This window comes from Duganella sp., from assembly GCF_039595735.1.
In the GTDB taxonomy this organism is placed as follows: Bacteria; Pseudomonadota; Gammaproteobacteria; order Burkholderiales; family Burkholderiaceae_D; genus Rugamonas.
This window is the reverse complement of the sequence record NZ_JBCNLB010000030.1, coordinates 1-19,519: the sequence shown is the minus strand read 5'-3', so window position 1 is coordinate 19,519 and position 19,519 is coordinate 1. Positions and strand designations below refer to the sequence as shown.

At 62.6% G+C, this 19,519-nt stretch carries 14 protein-coding genes; 9 read left to right on the top strand and 5 right to left on the bottom strand.

The window, feature by feature from the left end; genetic code table 11:
- The 6 genes from ABDW57_RS26955 (at position 1) to dcd (ending at position 8,976) form a co-directional block, all read left to right on the top strand.
- Positions 1-795 (top strand): TatD family hydrolase, encoded by a 795-nt coding sequence (locus ABDW57_RS26955; RefSeq protein WP_343733220.1) that lies wholly within the window; start codon positions 1-3, stop codon positions 793-795.
- A 78-nt stretch (positions 796-873) separates the two neighbouring features.
- Positions 874-1,680, top strand: a complete 807-nt coding sequence (locus ABDW57_RS26950) for a CsgG/HfaB family protein (protein WP_343733219.1) — start codon at positions 874-876, stop codon at positions 1,678-1,680.
- A gap of 210 nt (positions 1,681-1,890) precedes the next feature.
- On the top strand, positions 1,891-4,770 hold the full coding sequence (locus ABDW57_RS26945; RefSeq protein ID WP_343733218.1) for a TonB-dependent receptor: 2,880 nt from the start codon (positions 1,891-1,893) through the stop codon (positions 4,768-4,770).
- Positions 4,771-5,036: 266 nt separating this feature from the next.
- Positions 5,037-7,466, top strand: coding sequence for a DNA internalization-related competence protein ComEC/Rec2 (locus ABDW57_RS26940; protein ID WP_343733217.1), 2,430 nt, complete (start codon positions 5,037-5,039; stop codon positions 7,464-7,466).
- A 70-nt stretch (positions 7,467-7,536) separates the two neighbouring features.
- The gene (locus tag ABDW57_RS26935; protein WP_343733216.1) at positions 7,537-8,373 is read left to right on the top strand and encodes an alpha/beta hydrolase; all 837 of its coding nucleotides are present in this window, start codon (positions 7,537-7,539) and stop codon (positions 8,371-8,373) included.
- Between the two features lie 36 nt (positions 8,374-8,409).
- The gene (gene dcd / locus ABDW57_RS26930) at positions 8,410-8,976 is read left to right on the top strand and encodes a dCTP deaminase (RefSeq protein WP_343733215.1); all 567 of its coding nucleotides are present in this window, start codon (positions 8,410-8,412) and stop codon (positions 8,974-8,976) included.
- Between the two features lie 13 nt (positions 8,977-8,989).
- On the opposite strand, the gene ABDW57_RS26925 is transcribed toward dcd, so the two are convergent.
- Together ABDW57_RS26925 and ABDW57_RS26920 are read right to left on the bottom strand one after the other, a co-directional pair.
- A complete protein-coding gene (locus ABDW57_RS26925) occupies positions 8,990-10,606 on the bottom strand; it encodes an ATP-binding protein (protein WP_343733214.1) in 1,617 nt (538 codons plus the stop codon).
- A gap of 3 nt (positions 10,607-10,609) precedes the next feature.
- Positions 10,610-11,302, bottom strand: coding sequence for a response regulator transcription factor (locus ABDW57_RS26920; protein ID WP_343733213.1), 693 nt, complete (start codon positions 11,300-11,302; stop codon positions 10,610-10,612).
- A gap of 207 nt (positions 11,303-11,509) precedes the next feature.
- Between ABDW57_RS26920 and ABDW57_RS26915 the strand changes: the two genes are divergently transcribed.
- The 3 genes from ABDW57_RS26915 (at position 11,510) to ABDW57_RS26905 (ending at position 13,690) form a co-directional block, all read left to right on the top strand.
- Positions 11,510-12,010: a periplasmic heavy metal sensor gene (locus ABDW57_RS26915; protein ID WP_343733212.1), complete on the top strand. Its 501-nt coding sequence runs from the start codon at positions 11,510-11,512 to the stop codon at positions 12,008-12,010.
- Positions 12,011-12,053: 43 nt separating this feature from the next.
- The gene (locus ABDW57_RS26910; RefSeq protein WP_343733211.1) at positions 12,054-12,707 is read left to right on the top strand and encodes a hypothetical protein; all 654 of its coding nucleotides are present in this window, start codon (positions 12,054-12,056) and stop codon (positions 12,705-12,707) included.
- A 74-nt stretch (positions 12,708-12,781) separates the two neighbouring features.
- The gene (locus ABDW57_RS26905) at positions 12,782-13,690 is read left to right on the top strand and encodes an intradiol ring-cleavage dioxygenase (protein WP_343733210.1); all 909 of its coding nucleotides are present in this window, start codon (positions 12,782-12,784) and stop codon (positions 13,688-13,690) included.
- Here the strand turns inward: ABDW57_RS26905 and ABDW57_RS26900 are convergent.
- From ABDW57_RS26900 to ABDW57_RS26890, 3 genes are all read right to left on the bottom strand, one after another.
- A complete protein-coding gene (locus ABDW57_RS26900; RefSeq protein ID WP_343733209.1) occupies positions 13,687-15,129 on the bottom strand; it encodes a DUF1501 domain-containing protein in 1,443 nt (480 codons plus the stop codon). The two genes, ABDW57_RS26905 and ABDW57_RS26900, sit on opposite strands and share 4 nt — an antisense overlap.
- A 9-nt stretch (positions 15,130-15,138) precedes the next feature.
- Positions 15,139-16,914: a DUF1800 domain-containing protein gene (locus ABDW57_RS26895; RefSeq protein WP_343733208.1), complete on the bottom strand. Its 1,776-nt coding sequence runs from the start codon at positions 16,912-16,914 to the stop codon at positions 15,139-15,141.
- Between the two features lie 287 nt (positions 16,915-17,201).
- The gene (locus ABDW57_RS26890) at positions 17,202-19,454 is read right to left on the bottom strand and encodes an arginine/lysine/ornithine decarboxylase (RefSeq protein ID WP_176649613.1); all 2,253 of its coding nucleotides are present in this window, start codon (positions 19,452-19,454) and stop codon (positions 17,202-17,204) included.
- Between the last annotated feature and the right edge of the window lie 65 nt (positions 19,455-19,519).

Below are 19,519 nucleotides of genomic sequence, written 5' to 3'. Positions count from 1 at the left end.
ATGTGGATCGACACCCATTGCCACCTGGACGCCCACGAATTCGGCAACGAATCCGTGGCGCAGGCGGCGCTGGCGCGCGCGCAAGGGGTAGGGATGATCGTGATTCCAGCGGTGGAGACGGCCAACTTCTCCATCGTCGCCCAGCTGGCGGCCAGCGTGGATAACGCCTGCTACGCGCTGGGCATCCACCCGATCTACGTGCCGCAGGCCGAGGAAGACCATCTGCGCTTGCTGCGCGAGCAGGTGGCGGCCGCCATCAGCGATCCCCGTTTCGTGGCGCTGGGGGAGATCGGCCTCGACTTCTTCATTCCCATGCTGACCGAGCCGGCCATGCGCGAGAAGCAGGAATTCTTCTTCCGCGAGCAGTTAAAAATCGCCCGCGACTTCGCGCTGCCGGTGCTGATGCACGTTCGCCGGTCGCAGGACGTGGTGCTCAAGCACGTGCGCCAGATCCGGCCCAACGGCGGCATCGCCCACGCCTTCAATGGCAGCGGGCAGCAGGCCAAGGGCTATATCGATCTCGGTTTCAAACTTGGTTTTGGCGGAGCGATGACATTTACGCGCGCCTTGCAGATCCGCCGGCTGGCCGCCGAACTGCCGCTGGAGGCCATCGTGCTGGAAACCGATGCCCCGGATATTTCGCCATCGTGGGTTCATCCCGGCCGCAACAGCCCGGACCAGATCCCCCGCATCGGCGCCGTGCTGGCCGAACTGCGTGGCTTGACGGCGGAACAGGTGGCCGCAGCCACCAGTGCCAACGCCCGCGCGGCGCTGCCGCGTATGCCACGGATGTAGCGTGAGATTTGGATAGAATTAACAATCACATTGTGGTGCATAATTGGCAATTTTAACTGCCAACCAATGGAGCGCCGCATGAAACCACACGTACTCAATCACACTCTGGCAGCGCTGTTGCTGGTCCCGGTGATCGGTATGGCCGAACCGAGCGAGGTGTCTGAGCGTGCCATCGACGTGCCGAAATGCGCCGCGCCGGCCGCCAAGGTCGTGTTCACCGAATTCAAATGCAAGTCGGCCGATTGCTCGTCCGGCTCCGGTCAGCAGGATCCGCGCCAGTACCGCTGGTGGGAGCGTCAGGGCAATGTCGCTCAGCCGACCTACACCGGCGTCGGCACCGGCATGACCGAAATGCTGGCCACCGCACTGACCCAGACCGGCTGCTTCGACGTACAGGAGCGCGCCGAACTGGACGAGATCAACAAGGAACTGGCACTGGTCGGCAAGAAAGTGGAAGCCGAGGCGGCCGATTACATGATCACCGGCTCCATCACCTCGCTGGGCTTTGAGCAAAGCTCGACCGGCCTGGGCGGCCTGAGCTTCCTGAAAGGCCCATTGGGTCTGCTGGCCGGCTCGGTCGACTACAAAAAATCCAAGGTTCACATGAACATGGACATCCGCGTAGTGGACGTCAAGCGCGCCAAGATCATCGCCTCCAAGACCTTCCAGGCGAACAATGAGAAAACCGGCTTCGGCGTCTCCGCATTGGGCTGGGGCGGCGGCACCGCGCTGGGCGGCAACCACGCCAGCATCAGCGGCTCGCCGCTGGAAGAAGTGGCGCGCGACCTGCTGGTGAAATCAACCGCGTTCCTGACCACCACCATCGCCGCCAGGAACGTCACCGAGCACGTGGCAGTGAAAGCGACTGACGTCAGCCCGAAATAAAGTAATCGATTAACGTTGCAAATACGCCGCAGGCCTGACACCGCGAGGTGCAGGCCGGCGGCGTTGGTTGCTGGGCGCTGGCGGCGTGCCGATACTTAAAACAATATCGAACAGCAATTAAAATTGATTGGATCGGTTGTTGCGATCTCCATAAGATGAATTTCGAGCGGTTGCAAAACTGCATCAGAAAAATCATACAAGGGAGACTACATGCACGACCAATCTATCCGCGTGGCGGCTGTCCGCGCACGCCCCCTCCATTTGAAACTGTCCGTTGCCGCGCTGATGGGCGCAGGCCTGCTGAGCAGCGCCTCGGTGTGGGCGCAAGCGGCCGCCGAAAAAACGGAGCCGGCTGACAACACCGTGGTCGTCACCGGCGTCAAGGCATCGATGATCAAGAGCCTGGCGATCAAGCGCACCAGCGACCAGGTGGTGGAATCGGTGGTGGCGGAAGACATCGGCAAGCTGCCCGATAACAATGTCGTCGAAGCGCTGCAGCGCGTGACGGGGATCCAGGTCACCAACCGCGCCGGTGGCGAAGTCGGCACCTTGTCCATCCGCGGTCTGCCCGACGTTCAAACCACCTGGAACGGCCGCAATATTTTCACCGCATCCGGGACGCAGGTCGCGCTGCAGGACATCCCCTCGACCCTGGTGCGCCAGATTGACGTCTACAAGACCCGCGATGCCAGCCAGCTGGACACCGGCATTGCCGGCCAGGTAGACGTCAAGTCGCTGCGGCCGTTCGATTTCAAGGGACCGAAGGTGTCGCTGTCGGCGCGTGAAACCTATCTGGAACCCGCGAAAAAAGCCAACCCGCAGATCAGCGCGCTGTTCAGCAACCGCTGGCAAACCGGCATCGGTGAAGTCGGCGCCCTGGTCAATCTGTCGGCGACCGAGACCAAGTACCGCAACGAAAGCGTGACCCCAGGCGCGATGGTGCCGTTTGTCAGCCCCAATGCCGGCGAAGTGCCGCCAGGTTACACGCCTTTGCAGCGCATCTTCGACAACAACATCTGGACGCCAGGGACCCACACCGGCCTGCCGATGGCAGCGGGTTCCACGCTGAATTTCGGCGGCAAGGCGTATCCGTATTACCTGGCGCGCGACGCCGTTTTCCAGAGCGACGTGCAAGGGAAGCGTGAGCGTCCTGCCGCCAATATCGCCTTGCAGTGGAAACCAGACAGCGATGCGGTCTACACCTTCGAATCGATGTACAACGGTTATCGCGACAAGTCCTTCAACCAGCTGCTGTTCAGCTTTGTTGACTGGTGGGGCGATCTCGGCAGCAACCCGGCAGGGACGATTACGACCTATCCCGGAACCAACGTCATCAAGAGCCGCACCGTCAATAACGTCTACGGCTTCAACAGCGGCGATTACACCACGTCGGCAACCGATTCCTACGTGTATGCCCTGAACGGCAAGTGGAATGTCGGCGACCGCCTGCGCCTGGAAGGTGATCTGTCGTACCAGACCAGCACCTATCACTCGGAATTCACCGCCACCCGCATTGATCGCGTGGCGCCTTCCATCAACGTCGACTTCAATGCCGGCGGCGGCAACACGGCGTTCCACTTCAATAACGATGCCGACCTGACCAACGCGGCCAAGTGGAACGTGGCACAGTTCTACGACAACGCCAACCGCAACAAGGGCAGCGCCGCGACCGCCACATTGTCGGGCGTCTACGACGCCGACTGGGGCGCGCTGGAGACGATCCACTTCGGCGCGCGCTTCGACGACCGCAAGGCGTCGGAGGCGAACCGGACCCAATCGGGCACCTTGAACCGCAACCTCGCCTCGCTGGGGCCGGAATATTCCTCCACCAATGCGAACTTCGGCACCGACATTTCGGACGTTCCGCGTTCGTGGATCGAGCCCAATGCCTACTACATCCGCGACCATATCGACGAATGGCGCAAGCTGTATAACTCGGTCGATGCCAACTTCCTGACCACCGACAAACTGCGCCTGCAGAAGACCTTTGAAGTGGAAGAAAAGACCAGCAACCTGTTCCTGATGGGGAATACCCAGAACGAGCTGTTCGGTCATCGCCTGCGCGGCAATTTCGGCGTGCGTTACGTCAAGGTCAACACCGACATGACCTTCTACAAAGTGGACGCCACCACCAAGGCGGTCACCGCGTCCAGTGCCAGCAAATCAACCAGCAAGCTCCTGCCTAGCGCGACCCTGATTTACGATCCAGCCAAGGACGTGGTGCTGCGCCTGAATTATGGCGAAACCCTGCGCCGTCCGAACTTCGGTGACCTGAATCCGGTCCTGCAACTTGGTGACGACGTGTCCAAAGTCGGCTATGGCTCGGGCAGCGGCGGCAATCCGGACCTGAAACCGACGCGCTCCAAGAACCTCGATCTGACGGCCGAGTGGTACTTCCAGAAGGACAGCGCGCTGTACGGCACGGCGTTCAAGCGCAAGATCGACGGCCTGGTCGTGGGCTTGCGCCACCGGGTGCACGTTGATCCGGCGAACGATCCGTTCCGCAACTCGACCTCGGGCGGCGACCATACGAACGGCTACGACTACGTCATCAACTCGCCGGTCAACGCCTCCAACGGCACGATCAGCGGTGCCGAGCTGGGCTTGATCTACTTCCCGAAAGGATTGCCGGGCCTGCTGGACGGTCTGGGCTTCCAGGGCAGCTACACGCGCCTGACTTCATCGCAGAACGTGCCTGACGCCAATGATGCCGGCGTGGTGGTTGCCCAGCTCAAGACGCCGTTCTTCGGCGTATCCGACAGCTCCTATAATGCCACCCTGGCGTATGAAAAAGGCCCGGTGAGCGCGCGCTTGTCCTATGTCTGGCGCTCTGGCTTCCTGGCCTCCAACGAAGCCGCCTTGTTTGCCAATCCGATAGGCATCTGGCGTCATCCGGAGAAGAGCGTGGACATGCAAGTGTCGTACAAAATCAGCGACAACATGTCGGTCGATATCAGCGGCGTCAACCTGACCAACGAAATGCAGCAGCAGTACTACCATTTCGGCAGCGCAGGCAACGCGCAACTGACCAACTTCGGTACGCTGCAGATCGGACGTTCGATCGCGGTTGGCTTGCGCTGGAAAATGTAAAATTCGGGGTCAGCTCTGACATTCGGACACGCACGAGCGATGTTTGAGCAATATCAATACGCTTCTCAACGCTTGTGCTGGATTCATGCCAAGAATGAAGCACTAGAATGGGAGGGCGCGTCTTGATATAGCTCAAATGTTATTCGTGCGTGTCCGAATGACAGAGCTGACCCCGAATGGTTGTCGCTGGGGTTGAGGCGCGTCAAGCAGAGGGAGTGCGCCGGCCGCTTGTTGTTTGCGTAGTATCGCTGGATGGGAGGCGTGCTATGCGGACGGTGTTGATTGGTTTGGCGGCGGGCGCGGCTTGCCTGCAGGCGCAGGCAGTACTGCCTTCGCCGCTGGTGATGGGCGGCGCGCTCGGTGCCCTGGCCTGCGGACTGGCAGTTTATCTGCAGCTTCTGCCGCGCGTTCCGCCGTTGGTCCGTGCCGTCACCGGTCTGTTGACGGGCGCTGTGCTGGGCTTTGTCTGGGCGGCATGGCTGGCGCTGCGGGCGCTGGCGCCTGAGTTGGCGCTGGCGGATGAGGGACGCGATCTGCGAATTGTCGGGACGGTCGATAATTTGCCTTACCGGTTTGCCCAAGGCGTGCGATTCAATTTTGCGGTGGAGCAGGCGGAGGGCAAGGTGCCGCCGAAGATTGCGTTGTCGTGGTACGCAGGGTATCGCGATCAGCTTACCCAGCTGCCGGAGCTGCAGCCGGGCGAGCGCTGGCAGTTGACAGTGCGCTTGCAGCGGCCGCATGGCAATGCCAATCCCTATGGTTTCGATTACGAAGCGTGGCTGCTGGAGCAGGGCTTGCGCGCCACTGGCTATGTGCGCGTGGCGCGTGACAACCGTCGTCTCGATGGCTTTGTTTTCAGCCCCGGTAATGTGGTCGAACATTGCCGTTCGGTGCTGCGCGACCGGATTCTTGCCGCCTTGCCAGACAAGCCTTACGCAGGTGTGATCGTGGCGCTGGTGGTGGGCGATCAGCGCGGCATCGATCAATCGGACTGGCAGGTGTTTAACCGCACCGGCATCGGGCATCTGATTTCCATCTCCGGGCTGCACATCACGATGGTGGCCGGCCTGTTTGCGTGGATGGCGTTCACCTTGTGGCGCTGGTCGTTCTTCACGCGCATGCAATTGCCTTTGCTGCTGCCGGCGCAGAAGGTCGCGGCGCTGGTCGGCGCCAGCGTCGCCTTGTTGTACGTATTGCTGGCCGGCTTTGGCGTGCCGGCGCAACGCACCTTGTATATGCTGACGGTGGTGGCCGCGGCGCTTTGGCTCAACCGCCTGACCAGCATCTCGCATGTGCTGTGCACCGCCTTGGGCGTGGTGGTGTTGATCGACCCCTGGGCGGTGCTGTGGCCTGGTTTCTGGTTGTCGTTCGGTGCAGTGGCCATCATTTTGTACGCGACGGTCGGCCGCACCACGCGGCCTTTGCGGCAGACCGCTGCGCCAGGCGCTTCTCGCATGCCGGTGCCGCTGTCGCGTCGTGCGCAATTGCTTGCGGCGTTGCGGGTCGGCGCGCATACGCAGTATGTCGTGACGTTTGGATTGGTGCCGATAACGATGCTGTTGTTCGGCCAGGTGTCGGTGGTCAGCCCGCTGGCCAATGCGGTGGCGATTCCCTTGATTAGCCTGGTGGTGACGCCGCTCGCACTGATGGGCAGCATGCTGCCACAGTTGCTTGCCGCGTCTATGCTGGGTGTGGCGCATGGATTGGTGGAGGTCCTGGCGCTTTGCCTGCAATGGTTCAGCGCCATGCGCTTTGCGGTGTGGAGTGCCCCGGTGCCGCCGTTCTGGTTATTTTGCTGGGCGATGTTCGGCACGCTCTGGCTGCTGGCGCCGCGCGGATGGCCGGTGCGCTGGCTTGGTCTGGCGACGTGGATACCGCTGTTGGCCGCCGAGCCCTCGCATCCCGCGCCTGGCCGCATGACCGTCACCGCGTTCGATGTGGGGCAGGGCATGGCGCTGCTGATTGAAACCAGCGGCCACCGGCTGTTGTATGACACCGGGCCGGCTTACACGCCTGAATCCAATGCCGGCAACCGCATCATCCTGCCATACCTGCGCGCGCGCGGCATCGACGCGCTGGACGGCCTGGTGGTTTCGCACAGCGATGCCGATCATTCCGGCGGCGCGCTGTCGCTGCTCGATGGCGTGCGCTCCGGCTGGGTGCTGTCTTCGCTGCCGCCCCAGCATGCCATTGCGCGCGCAGCACGCCATCACCTGCATTGCGCGGCGGGCCAAGGCTGGACCTGGGACGGCGTGCGCTTTGAGATCCTGCATCCGCTGCCGGTCAGCTACGCCAACACTACCCTCAAGCCGAACGCGCGCGGCTGCACGCTGAAGATCACGGCTGGCGGCAAGTCCATCCTGCTGGCCGGCGATATCGAAGCCGAGCAGGAGGCCCAACTCGTGCAGCGCGCCGACCTGCGCGCGGACGTCCTGCTGGCGCCGCACCACGGCAGCGGCACCAGTTCCACCCCGGCGTTCCTGCTGGCGGTACGGCCGCAAGCCGCTATCTTCCAGGTCGGCCACCGCAACCGCTACCGCCATCCCAAGGCGGAAGTCTATGAACGCTACGGCGCCGCCGGCATCGCCCGCTACCGCACTGACCAGGCCGGCGCCATCACCCTGGAATTCGATGAAACTATACGAATTTCCAGCTATCGCAGCACCCACGCACGCTACTGGCAAGCGCACTATTAGAGCGTTTTCACCAGTCCCCCGCGCGGACTCCCATTACAATGAGGCAAAAATCACCATACGGAGACCGCTTGTGAGCAAGCCCAAGCTGCATTTCGCCCATGCCAACAGTTATCCGGCGGGCGTCTATCGCCAGTTCTTTGCGGCGCTGTCCGAGGATTTCGACATCCAGTCGCTCGACATGCACGCCCATAATCCCAGCTACCCGGTCACCGACTGCTGGCCGCACCTGGTCGACGAATACATCAACGAGCTGACTACCCGCTACAGTGAACCGGTGATCCTGGTCGGCCACTCGCTGGGCGGCATGCTGAGCCTGATGGTGGGGCACAAGCGGCCCGACCTGGTGCGCTGCGTGGTGATGCTGGACGCGCCGGTGGTCGGCGGCTGGCGCGCCTTCGCCTGGCGCATGATCAAGCTGCTGGGCCGCGCCTATAGCGTGCCGCCGGCCAAGTTCTCCATCCGCCGGCGCAACGTCTGGCCGGACGCGCAATCCGCACACGACCACTTCGCCGCCAAAGATCTGTTCGCCGCCTGGGCGCCTGGGGTGCTGGCCGATTACATGGAAAGCGGCCTGAAACCGCATCCGGAAGGGGTGCAGCTGCGCTTCACGCGCGAAAACGAAACAGCGGTCTACGCCAGCCTGCCGCATCACCTGCCGAAACTGCTGCGCAAGGGCTACCCGGTGCCGATTGGTTTCATCGGCGGCGACAATTCGTGGGAGACCAGCCAGTCCGGCCACCAGCACACGCAGGCGCTGGTCGGACGCCACTTCCGCATCGTGCCGGGCGGCCATCTGTTCCCGATGGAGAACCCGGCCGCTGCTGCTGCGGCCACCAAGGAAATGATTGCCGGCCTGCTGGGAGAGCAATCTGGTAAAAAAGTTCTTAAAAACGCGGCGGTAGCGTAAAATCTCGGGCATTGTGAAACTTCAGGATGCCTTGCGATGACGATTAAGAGCGATAAATGGATACGCCGTATGGCGGAACAACACGGGATGATCGAGCCTTTCTTCCCGGACCAGGTGCGCCAGGAAGACGGCCGCAAGGTGATTTCCTACGGTACTTCGTCGTACGGCTACGACATCCGCTGCGCTGATGAATTCAAGGTGTTCACCAACATCAACAGCACCATCGTCGATCCGAAGAATTTCGATTCGAATTCCTTTGTGGACGTGAAAAGCGACGTCTGCATCATCCCGCCGAATTCGTTCGCGCTGGCCCGCACGGTGGAATATTTCCGCATTCCGCGCAACATCCTGACCGTCTGCCTTGGCAAGTCGACCTACGCGCGCTGCGGCATCATCGTCAACGTGACGCCGTTTGAACCGGAATGGGAAGGCTATGTGACGCTGGAGTTCTCCAACACCACGCCGCTGCCGGCCAAGATTTACGCCGGTGAAGGCTGCGCGCAAGTGCTGTTCTTCGAGAGCGATGAAGTGTGCGACGTCTCGTACAAGGACCGCAACGGCAAATACCAGGGCCAGCACGGCGTGACCCTGCCCAAAGCCTGAGAAACGCTGCCGGTCAGCGCTTGACCGGCAAGATCATTTCCACGCACAGGCCGCCGCCGGCACGGTTGCTGGCCTTGATGCTGCCGCCATGCGCTTCGATGACGTGCTGGGCGATCGCCAGGCCGAGGCCGTGACCTTCGGTGCTGGCGTTGCTGGAGCGGAAGAAGGGCTGGAAGATGGTGTCCAGGTCGGCCGGCGACACGCCCGGTCCACGGTCCAGCACGCGAATAATCAACTGATTCGATTCTGCCAGCGTGCGCGTCTGCAATTGTACTTCGCCGCCTTCCGGGCTGTGCTTGATGGCGTTGCGCACCACGTTTTCAATCGCCCGGCCCAGCAGGTCCGGCTGGCCGATCACCTGCATGTCCGCTTCGCCTTCCTGCAGCACGCTGCGGTGCTGGCTGGCCGCTTCGTAGCGGGCGTCGTCGGCAATCTGGTCGAGCAGGTCGGCCATGCTGATTTCTTCCTGGCTGGCCTTGATGGCGCCGGCTTCCAGCCGCGCCAGCGTCAGCAGTTCTCCCACCAGTTTGTCCATGCGCACGCTTTCGCGTTCGATGCGCTCCATCGAGGTGCTCCATTTTTCCGGCTGCTGATGCGCCAGGCCGATGGCCGCCTGCAGCCGCGCCAACGGCGAGCGCAGTTCGTGCGAAACATCGTGCAGCAGACGGGTCTGGCCGTCGATCAGGCTGCGCAGGCGCGCGGTCATGCGGTCGAAGTCGCGGCCGAGATCGTTGAGTTCGTTGCCGACCTTGCCGCTGTCCTTGGTAAAGCGCGGGGACAGGTCGCCGTTGGCGGCGGCGTCAAAGGCCTGGCGCAGGGCGCGGATCGGGCGCGAGAAGTACCAGGCCAGCAGCACCGCAAACAGCAGGCTGGCCAGCGTGGCCGCGGCAATCGGCACCCACGGGCCGAGCGGCTGGAAGCGTGGCCCCCACGGACGGTCGCCCCCCATGTCGCGCCGCTCGTCCAAGCCAGGGCCGCCCGGGCCTGGCGGCGGCCCGAACTGCTGGCCGCCGGCCGCGCGGGCGTCGGCGCTGTCCGGGGCGGGCTGGGCGCCGCTGTCGGCCGCCGCACCTGGTGGCGGACCGGGCGGACGCTGGTCGTCGCGGCGCGGGCCGCCATGGCGCTGGTCCGCGTCTTGCAGCACAGAGGCGGCTTTCATGGCGATCTGCGCGCCACCGCCAAGGCCGGCCAGCAGCGGCCGCGTATCGCCTTCCAGGCCACGCGGGCGTTCGCCCGAGGGCAGGAACAGCAGGTAGCGCTTGCCGTCGTCGGCCGTCACCTGGCGCACCGCGCGGCGCTTGCCGTTTTCCTTCACCCGCGCGCGCGACTCCTGCAGCGTGCGGTCGTTGACGCTGCGGCCCAGCAGCTCCTGCCCCTGTTCGTCCACCGCATACACACGGTGCCGTTCCATGCTTTCCAGCATGCGGTGCAAGGCCTTGACGCCGCCAAACTCCAGCGTGGCGGCCGCGGCGTTGATGGCCATTTCGGCTGGCGGGCTGGTGTCCAGGTTGACCACGGAACCGGCCTGCTGGTTGCGGCTCTTGAGCCAGATGGCGCCGCCGATGCCCACCGTCGCGGCCAGCTGCGCCAGTAGAATGGACAGGAAAAACTTCCAGAACAAACGACCCAAGGCTTACTCCTTGATCAGCTGATAGCCCAGGCGGTACACGGTTTGCAGGCAGGAGCGGCCGTCGGCAATGGTGCCCAGCTTGTGGCGCAGCGAGCTCAGGTGGACGTCGATGTTGCGGTCGAAGCGCGCCAGCGGGCGGCCCAGGCCCTGCTCGGACAGGGCGTTCTTGCTGACCGGCCGGCCGGCGTTGCGCGCCAGCACTTCCAGCAAATTGAATTCGGTGCTGGTCAATTCCAGCTTGTTGCCGGCCCAGGTGGCGCGGCGCTGCTCCGGCCACATGGTCAGCTGGCCGACGGTGATGGCGGTTTGCTGGCTGTTGTCGGCCGGTACGCTCTGCGCGCGGCGCAGGATGGCGCGGATGCGCGCGGTGAGCTCGCGCGGGGTGCAGGGCTTGGCCACGTAATCGTCGGCGCCCAGCTCCAGGCCGACGATGCGGTCGGTATCGTCGCCGCGCCCGGTCAGCATCAGGATCGGCAGCTGGCTGTTGGTGCGGATACGGCGCAAGGTTTCCAGCCCATTCATGCGCGGCATCATCACATCCAGGATGGCAATGGCATACAGGCCGGTGAACGCCTCGGCAGTGCCGGCTTCGCCGTCGTGCACGGTTTTGACTTCAAAGCCTTCCTGTTCCAGGTATTCCTTGAACATGCCCACCAGTTCGATGTCGTCGTCGATCAACAGTACTTTGCTCTTCATTGCTGCGATTTTTCTTTAGATACAGATCGCCCATCATAACAGCCCGCACCCGCGCGGCGACCGCCTTTTACCCGGTTTTACAACGCGTTGCCGGATGGGAATTAGATGTCAGACCAACATCTTTACGCCGATTTACCTTGCCCTAACGCCACTTAACACAGGTGCCGCCGAGAATGATGTCTCACTACCAATCAAGGATTGTTTGCAATGAAAACATCAAAAAAATCTGGCGTACGCAATGTTCTGCTGGCCGCCGTGCTGGCGCTGCCACTGCTGGCATTGGCTGCCGATATGGAGACCGATCAACCGCCCGCACCGCATGGCGAGCACGGCGGGCCGGATCGCGGTCCCGGTTTTGCGCACGGGGCCGGCCCCGGTTTCGGTCCCGGCCGTCCGCCATTCCTGCGCGGCGTGGAACTGAGCGAGGCGCAGGAAGACCAGGTGTTCGCCATTCTGCACGCCGAAGCGCCGTACCTGCGCGAACAATTCAAGGCTGCCGGCAAGGCGCGTGAGGCGCTGCGCGCGCTGGCCGCCGCCGACAAGTACGACGATGCCAAGGCCGCGTCGCTGGCCCGGGAAGCCGCCACCGCGGAGGCCAATATCGCGCTCCAGCACGTACGCACGCAGCAGAAATTGCTGGCCGTGCTGACGCCGGAACAGCGCAAGAAACAAGCGGACGACAAGCCGCGCCATCCGCAGCGCCCGTGACCTTGTTTGTAGCAGCCCTTAACCCTGATCAGCGGAGAATCGTATGTCCCTCAGCGCCTTGAGTTCCAGCAGCGCCGCCAGCGCGCTCAGTTTCCTGAGCCGTTTGAGCAGCACCAACAGCATCAGCAGCAACAGCACCGAAGGTGTGCGTCCGCCGCCGCCGCCACCGGAAGACGGCGGTGGTTTCGCGGACGCCATTGCCGAAGCGCTGAAATCGATCGGCATTACCGACACCAGCAGCGACAGCGCGGCCGCGGCGGCCAGCACCGACACCAGCGACAGCGCCACCGCTGACACCACCACTGACACCACCGGCGTGGCCGCCGCACTGGGCAGTTTCCTGCAAAGCCTGATGGGCGCGCTGCATGCGCAGCACAGCGACAGTGCCGAAGCACCGCCGCCGTACGGCGAGCAGCAGGGTGGTCCGGGCAAGCTGGAGACGGACTTGCAAAGTCTGATTGCCGAGCTGGCCTCGGGGACGACTGCCGCCGACAGCGCGGCCGGTACCGGCAGCAGCGACGCCGTGGATCAGCTGGAAAGCACCTTTGCCAATCTGCTGGACAAGCTGGGCGTCAGCACCGACAGCACGGATGGCAGTACCAGCACCGACACCAGGCTGACGGCCTTCCTGCAAGCGCTGTCGAGCAAGGTTGGCGGCAACGGCACCAGCGGCAACCTGGTCAACACCGCGGTTTAACGCGACATCCCCGCAATACCCGTCGCTGCGCGCAAGTGCGCAGCGGCGGCTTTCTCACCCAAGTAGGAGTAGGTATGGAATCCCATGATGATATGCACCAACACAGCCTCGCGGCCGACCTGACCGCCATGCTCAAACTGAACAGCGACCGTCGCCAGACGTTGCGCTGGCTGCTGGCCGGGGCCTCGGCGCTGCCGGTGCTCGGTTGCGGCGGCGGTTCCGGTAGCGCCAGCGATACCACCAGCACCAGCACCACGTCCACCGCGACCACCACCACGCCGACCACCGGCACCACCACAGGCACGACCGGCACTACGACCACCACCAGCAACGGCTCGTGCTCCGTCATCCCGGAGGAGACCGGCGGCCCGTATCCGGCCGACGGCACCAACAGCAACAGCAGCGGCGTGGTCAACGTCCTGACCCAGTCCGGCGTGGTGCGCAGCGACATCCGCAGCAGCTTTGGCAGCGCCAGCGGCACGGCGGCCGGCGTGCCGCTGACCATCAAGCTGCAGATCGTCAACGCCAACAACAATTGCGCCGCGCTGGCCAATGCCGCCGTGTATCTCTGGCACTGCGACCGCGACGGCAATTATTCGCTGTACTCAAGCGGCGTGACCGACCAGAATTATTTGCGCGGCGTGCAGGAGACCGACAGTAGCGGCAACCTGAGCTTCACCACCATCTACCCGGGCTGCTACTCGGGCCGGGTGCCGCATGTGCACTTTGAGGTGTATCCATCGCTGGCCAAGGCGACCAGCGCGTCGAACCGCATCAAGACTTCGCAGTTCACGTTCCCGGTGGCCACCAGCCAGGAAGCCTACGCCACCACCGGTTACAGCAACAGCGTAAAAAACCTGGCGGCGATCAGCTTCGCCACCGACAACATCTTCAGCGACGGCTACTCGCTGCAGATGGCCACCATCACCGGCAACGCCACCGACGGTTACGTGGCGACGCTGACGGTGGCCGTGTCGGCTTAAGCCGCGTTCATGAAGCCGAGGTTGCGGGTGCTGAAGTTGCCGATATTCGGGAACACATCCGCAATCTGCGTGGCCGACAGGCCAAACCAGGTTCCCAGCGTGGCGGCGTACTGATCGACCGAGATGGTCGGCAGCAGGGCGCCCGAACCCACGTCCAGGTTGTGGCCCAGGCCGGCGGCCGGGACGGTGCCGTAGATGTTCTTGCCCTTGACCGCGCCGCCCATGACGAAGTGGTGGGCTCCCCAGCCGTGGTCGGTGCCGTCGCCATTGCTGGTGAAGGTGCGGCCGAAATCGGAGGCGGTAAACAGCGTCACCTGTTTCTGCATGTTGGCGCCATTCAGGCTGTACAGCATGACGTAGAAATAATTCAGGGCGTGGCTCAGTTGCGCCAACAGGTTGGCCTGGTCCGCACGCTGGTTGTCGTGGGTGTCAAAACCGCTGATGCCGACATAGAACACCTGACGCTTCACACCCAGGGCATTGCGGCCGCCGATCATGCGCGCCACGGTTTGCAGCTGCACCGCCAGCGGGTTGACGCCAGCCACGCCGGTGGTGGGATTGACGTACCAGCTCGGGTCCGCCACGCCGCCGGCGCCCTTGGGCAGCATGGCCGACGTGGCCGTGCTCTGGGTGCTGATGCCGGTGCGCGCGATGGCCGCATGCTCTTTCTCCAGCAGATCGCTGCGGTCGCTGGTAATGATGTTGCGCAGGGTGCCGGAGGCCGTGGTGGAGCCGAACAGCGTGCCGCTGATGCCGTTGATGGCCGGAATGCTGGTGCCGGCAATCTGAATCTGGCGGATGGTCTTGCCACCCAACAGGGTCGAGTTGCCGTAGGTGGAAACCGCGGCAAACGACGAGCTGGAGTTGGCCGAGGCCATCAGCTCCACCATGCGCGCGCCCCAGCCGCTGCCATTGCTGCCTTCAGGTTTGTTGGTCTGCCACACGGTTTGCTGGTCGTTGTGCGAGAACAGCTTGGCCGGCAGCGATACCGAACGGTTTTGATACTGGGCCTTGGTGGTCGGCTGGATCAGCGTGCCGACGTTGGCAACCACCGCCAGCGCGCCGGTGTTGAACAGGTCGCGCATATGCGTCATGCTGGGATTGAAGGCAAAGCTGCGGCCGGCCTGGGCGGTGTTGGGCGTGATCGGCAGCAGGCTGGCCGAAGCGCTGCTCTGGGCCAGCGCGATGGACGTCGAGCCGCCGGTGGCGCGCAGGCGCGAGTACTCTTTCCACGATTCCGGATCGGTGGTCAGCAGCGTGTTGAACGAGTCGTTGCCGCCGGTCAGGAAGACGCATACCAGCGCCTTGTAGTCGGTGGCGTCGGCCGCTGCCGCGGTGCCCATGGCAGCCAGGTTCAGCGTGAAGGGCACGGTGGTGCTGCCGGCCATGGCCAGCAGGTTGCCAAGGAAGCGGCGTCGCGATTGGGTCGGGTTGCTCATCTTCTTTCCTTATTTCTGTACGAGGTATTCGGGCGATGCCATGGTCAGGTAAATGGCCAGGTAAGTGCGATTTTTCCTGGCAGCCGCAATTTCAGCGCCGTTCCATGGCTTGGGATCGAACGCAATGGAATTCATGGCGGACAGGATCTGGCTGCGCAGGTCGCTCGACATGGCGCCAGCCATCAGCAGCAGGTTGACGCGGTCCAGCAATTCTTCCGACGAGGGCGCCAGTTCCCACTCCTTGCTGTAGTCGGCCTGGATGTTGTCGTCCTTGCCGAAACCGTACTGCATGACGCGCTGCAGATAGTTCAGGTAGCCGGCGGTGGACGGGCCGCTGGTGATCTGCAGCTCTGGGCCAACCATGCCGGCGCCAGCGAGCGCCGAGCCCGGCGGCGCATAGCCAGGGCGGTAGAAATTGAACACCGACGGCGACTGCAGCACAGTCATGCCGAGGCCGTTGTTGACGTCGCTGGTGCCCCAGGCGAAATACCAGCCGTTCTTCGAGGTGGCGTTAAACGCGCGCAGGAAGTTGGCCATGCGCAGCACCGGTTCGCGCAGCTTTTTCGGCTTGGCGGCCTCGGCCGCTTCCGGATCAAGCAGGATGGCGCGAATCACGGCCTTCATGTCGCCGCGCACGCCACTGCCATTATTGTTGAAGGCGGCCGCCACGCGGCTGATATAGGCCGGGCTCGGGTTGCTGGTGACCAGGCGCTGAATCAGCTGGCGGCCCATGAATGGCCCCACGTTCGGGTGGTTGAACAGGGTATCGAGCGCAATCTTGAGCTCGGTTGCGGCCGGGGTGCCGCCTGGTATGGTCACGCCGAGGAAGCTCTTGGCCGAGGTCGAGTGATACGCGGTGTAGTTCTGCATCGGCAGCCAGGCGCGGTCGGCGTAGCGGGCGAAGCCCAGGTAGCGCGATTCGCTCTGGTCGGGACCGGCCCAGCTCCAGCCGGTGAATACCTTGGCCAGGCCCATCACATCATCGTGCGTGTACGTCGGGATCGGCTTGCCATCTTCCATCTTGACGGTGCCGTCCTGGTTCAGCTGATACAGGCCGATCGACATGAGCTGCATGATTTCGCGGGCGAAGTTCTCGTCCGGCGTGCGGGTGTCGGTTTCCTTGCTGTTATGGAGATGGCTCAGGTAAATGCCCATCATCGGATCGAGCGCCACACCTTCCAGCAGATTGCGGAAGTTGCCGAAGCCGCGGTTGCCGAGAATATCGTAAAAATGCGCCACGCCGAGCGGCTCTTCCCACACGTGGTCTTGCTTGGTGGAGATGACGAAGATTTGCGACAGGGCGAACGCCACCCGCTGGCGCAGCTGGTCCTTGCCCGACAACACCTGCTGCCAGAACGAACCCTGGAATTCGTCCGTGGTGGCGGCGCCGCGTCCGGCCGTGTTGGTGTAGTAGGTCATGTAGTTGCGATGCATGGTCTGCGGCATGCCGAATTGCGCGTCCAGCCAGGCCGAGGTGCCCATGTTCTTCAGTTCGATAATGCTGGCGATGGTCGGACCGAAAGTGGCTTGCGACAGGAAGTGCGCAGCCGCCTGCGACGTCATGGTAGCGGTAGCAGTGCCCGTCGCGGTGGTGCTGCCCATCACATTGGCGGTGCGCGCCGGCGCGCTGGTGGCGGTGCTGGTGCTGGAGACGGTTTCGGATAAGAGCAGGTTCGGTTGTTGCTTGGCCTGCTGTTGTTCGTCGTTGAAAGAAGAGCCGCCGCACGCGGACAAAATAGACAACGCGGCGATGGCCAGGACCCGTTTGGAGTTGCTCAATGCCATTTGATTTCCTAAAAAAACTAACGGGACCGATTGTAGAAGAGTTTGCCTTCAACTTCTCAATTGTTTCATTTTAGTAGTGACAACATTAGGCTTTTTAGAAAATAAATAGGCGAAATTAGCGCAAAAAGAGCGATGTTATTGCATAGTTTTGTGAAAGATAACAACAATTTTTTTCCGGAAATGTATATTCCACGCGACGTTTTATACTGAAAATGTAAATTTTAATAGCGTGCGCACGAAAAAAAAGGCAGCCAATTGGCTGCCCCATTTTTTTGCTGCGTTGCGGTTTACTGTTTGACACAATCCACGAAGTAACCACGCTTGCCATCCACTTCACGCTTGACCAGACCGTGCACATCGGTCTCGAAACCTGGGAAGCGTTCGTTGAAGTCGCGCGCGAAGCGCAGGTAATCGACGATGGTCTTGTTGAAGCGCTCGCCCGGGATCAGCAGCGGAATGCCCGGCGGGTATGGCGTCAGCAGTATCGAGGTGATGCGGCCTTCCAGCTCGTCGATGGCGACGCGCTCGATTTCGCGGTGCGCCATCTTGGCGAACGCGTCCGACGGTTTCATGGCCGGTACCATGTCCGACAGGTACATTTCGGTGGTCAGACGTGCCACGTCGTATGCCTTGTAGAAATCGTGGATCTGCTGGCACAGGTCGCGCAGGCCCATTTTTTCGTAGGTCGGATTGGCCGCCGCGAATTCCGGCAGGATGCGCCACATCGGCTGGTTCTTGTCGTAATCGTCCTTGAATTGCTGCAGTGCGGTCAGCAGGGTATTCCAGCGGCCCTTGGTGATGCCGATGGTGAACATGATGAAGAACGAGTACAGACCGCACTTTTCAATGATCACGCCGTGCTCAGCCAGGTACTTGGTGACGATGGACGCCGGGATGCCGGTCTCGTCAAACTTGCCGTCCAGCGACAGGCCAGGATTGACGATGGTGGCCTTGATCGGGTCCAGCATGTTGAAGCCTGGCGCCAGCTTGCCGAAGCCGTGCCAGTCGTCTTCCGCCTTGATGATCCAGTCTTCGCGCGAGCCGATGCCTTCTTCGGCAAACTCGTCCGGCCCCCACACCTTGAACCACCAGTCTTTGCCCCATTCCTGGTCGATTTTCTTCATGGCGCGGCGGAAGTCCAGTGCTTCCAGGATGGATTCTTCCACCAGCGCGGTGCCGCCCGGCGCCTCCATCATGGCCGCGGCCACGTCGCACGAGGCGATGATCGAGTATTGCGGCGAGGTCGAGGTGTGCATCAGGTAAGCCTCATTGAAGGCGTCCTGGTCCAGCTTGACGGTTTCCGATTCGCGCACCAGCACCTGCGAGGCCTGCGACAGGCCGGCCAGCAGCTTGTGGGTCGACTGGGTCGAGAAAATCATCGATTCCTTGGCGCGCGGACGGTCCTTGCCGATCGCGTGCATATTTTTGTAGAAATCGTGGAAGGTGGCGTGCGGCAGCCAGGCTTCGTCGAAGTGCAGGGTGTCGATCTGGCCGTCCAGCAGCTCGCGCAGGGTTTCCACGTTGTACACCACGCCGTCGTAGGTCGACTGGGTGATGGTCAGGATGCGCGGCTTCTTGTTCACGGCGCTGCGCGCGAACGGATTTGCTTCGATCTTGCGCATGATGCTCTCCATCGAGAACTCTTCCAGCGGGATCGGGCCGATGATGCCCAGGTGGTTACGGGTCGGCATCAGGAATACCGGAATCGCGCCGCACATGATGATCGAGTGCAGGATGGATTTGTGGCAGTTGCGGTCCACCACCACAATGTCGCCCGGCGCCACAGTCGAGTGCCACACCATCTTGTTCGAGGTCGAGGTGCCGTTGGTGACGAAGTAGCAGTGGTCGGCATTGAAGATGCGCGCGGCGTTGCGCTCGGACTTGGCGACCGGGCCGGTGTGGTCCAGCAACTGGCCCAGCTCTTCCACCGCGTTGCAGACGTCGGCGCGCAGCATATTCTCGCCAAAGAACTGGTGGAACATCTGGCCGATCGGCGACTTCAGGAAGGCCACGCCGCCCGAGTGGCCGGGGCAGTGCCACGAGTAGGAACCATCGTTGGCGTATTCCACCAGTGCGCGGAAGAACGGCGGCGCCAGGCCGTCCAGATAGGACTTGGCTTCGCGGATGATGTGGCGCGCCACGAATTCCGGCGTGTCCTCGAACATGTGGATGAAGCCGTGCAGCTCGCGCAGAATATCGTTCGGAATGTGGCGCGAGGTGCGGGTTTCGCCGTACAGGTAGATCGGGATGTCGGCGTTCTTGTAGCGGATTTCCTCGACAAAGGCGCGCAGCGATTTCAGCGCGGTGTCGGTGTCTTCCACCGAGCCGGAGCCGAATTCCTCATCGTCGATCGACAGCACGAAGGCCGAAGCGCGCGATTGCTGCTGGGCGAACTGGGCCAGATCGCCGTAGCTGGTCACGCCCACTACTTCCATGCCTTCTTTTTCCATCGCATCGGCCAGGGCGCGAATACCCAGGCCGGACGTGTTCTCGGAACGGAAATCCTCGTCAATGATGACGATGGGGAAACGAAATTTCATGCATGTCTCCAAAAAAGCAAGCCGCCCCTGACGTATGTGGAGGGGCGGACTAGGGCGCGACCGGC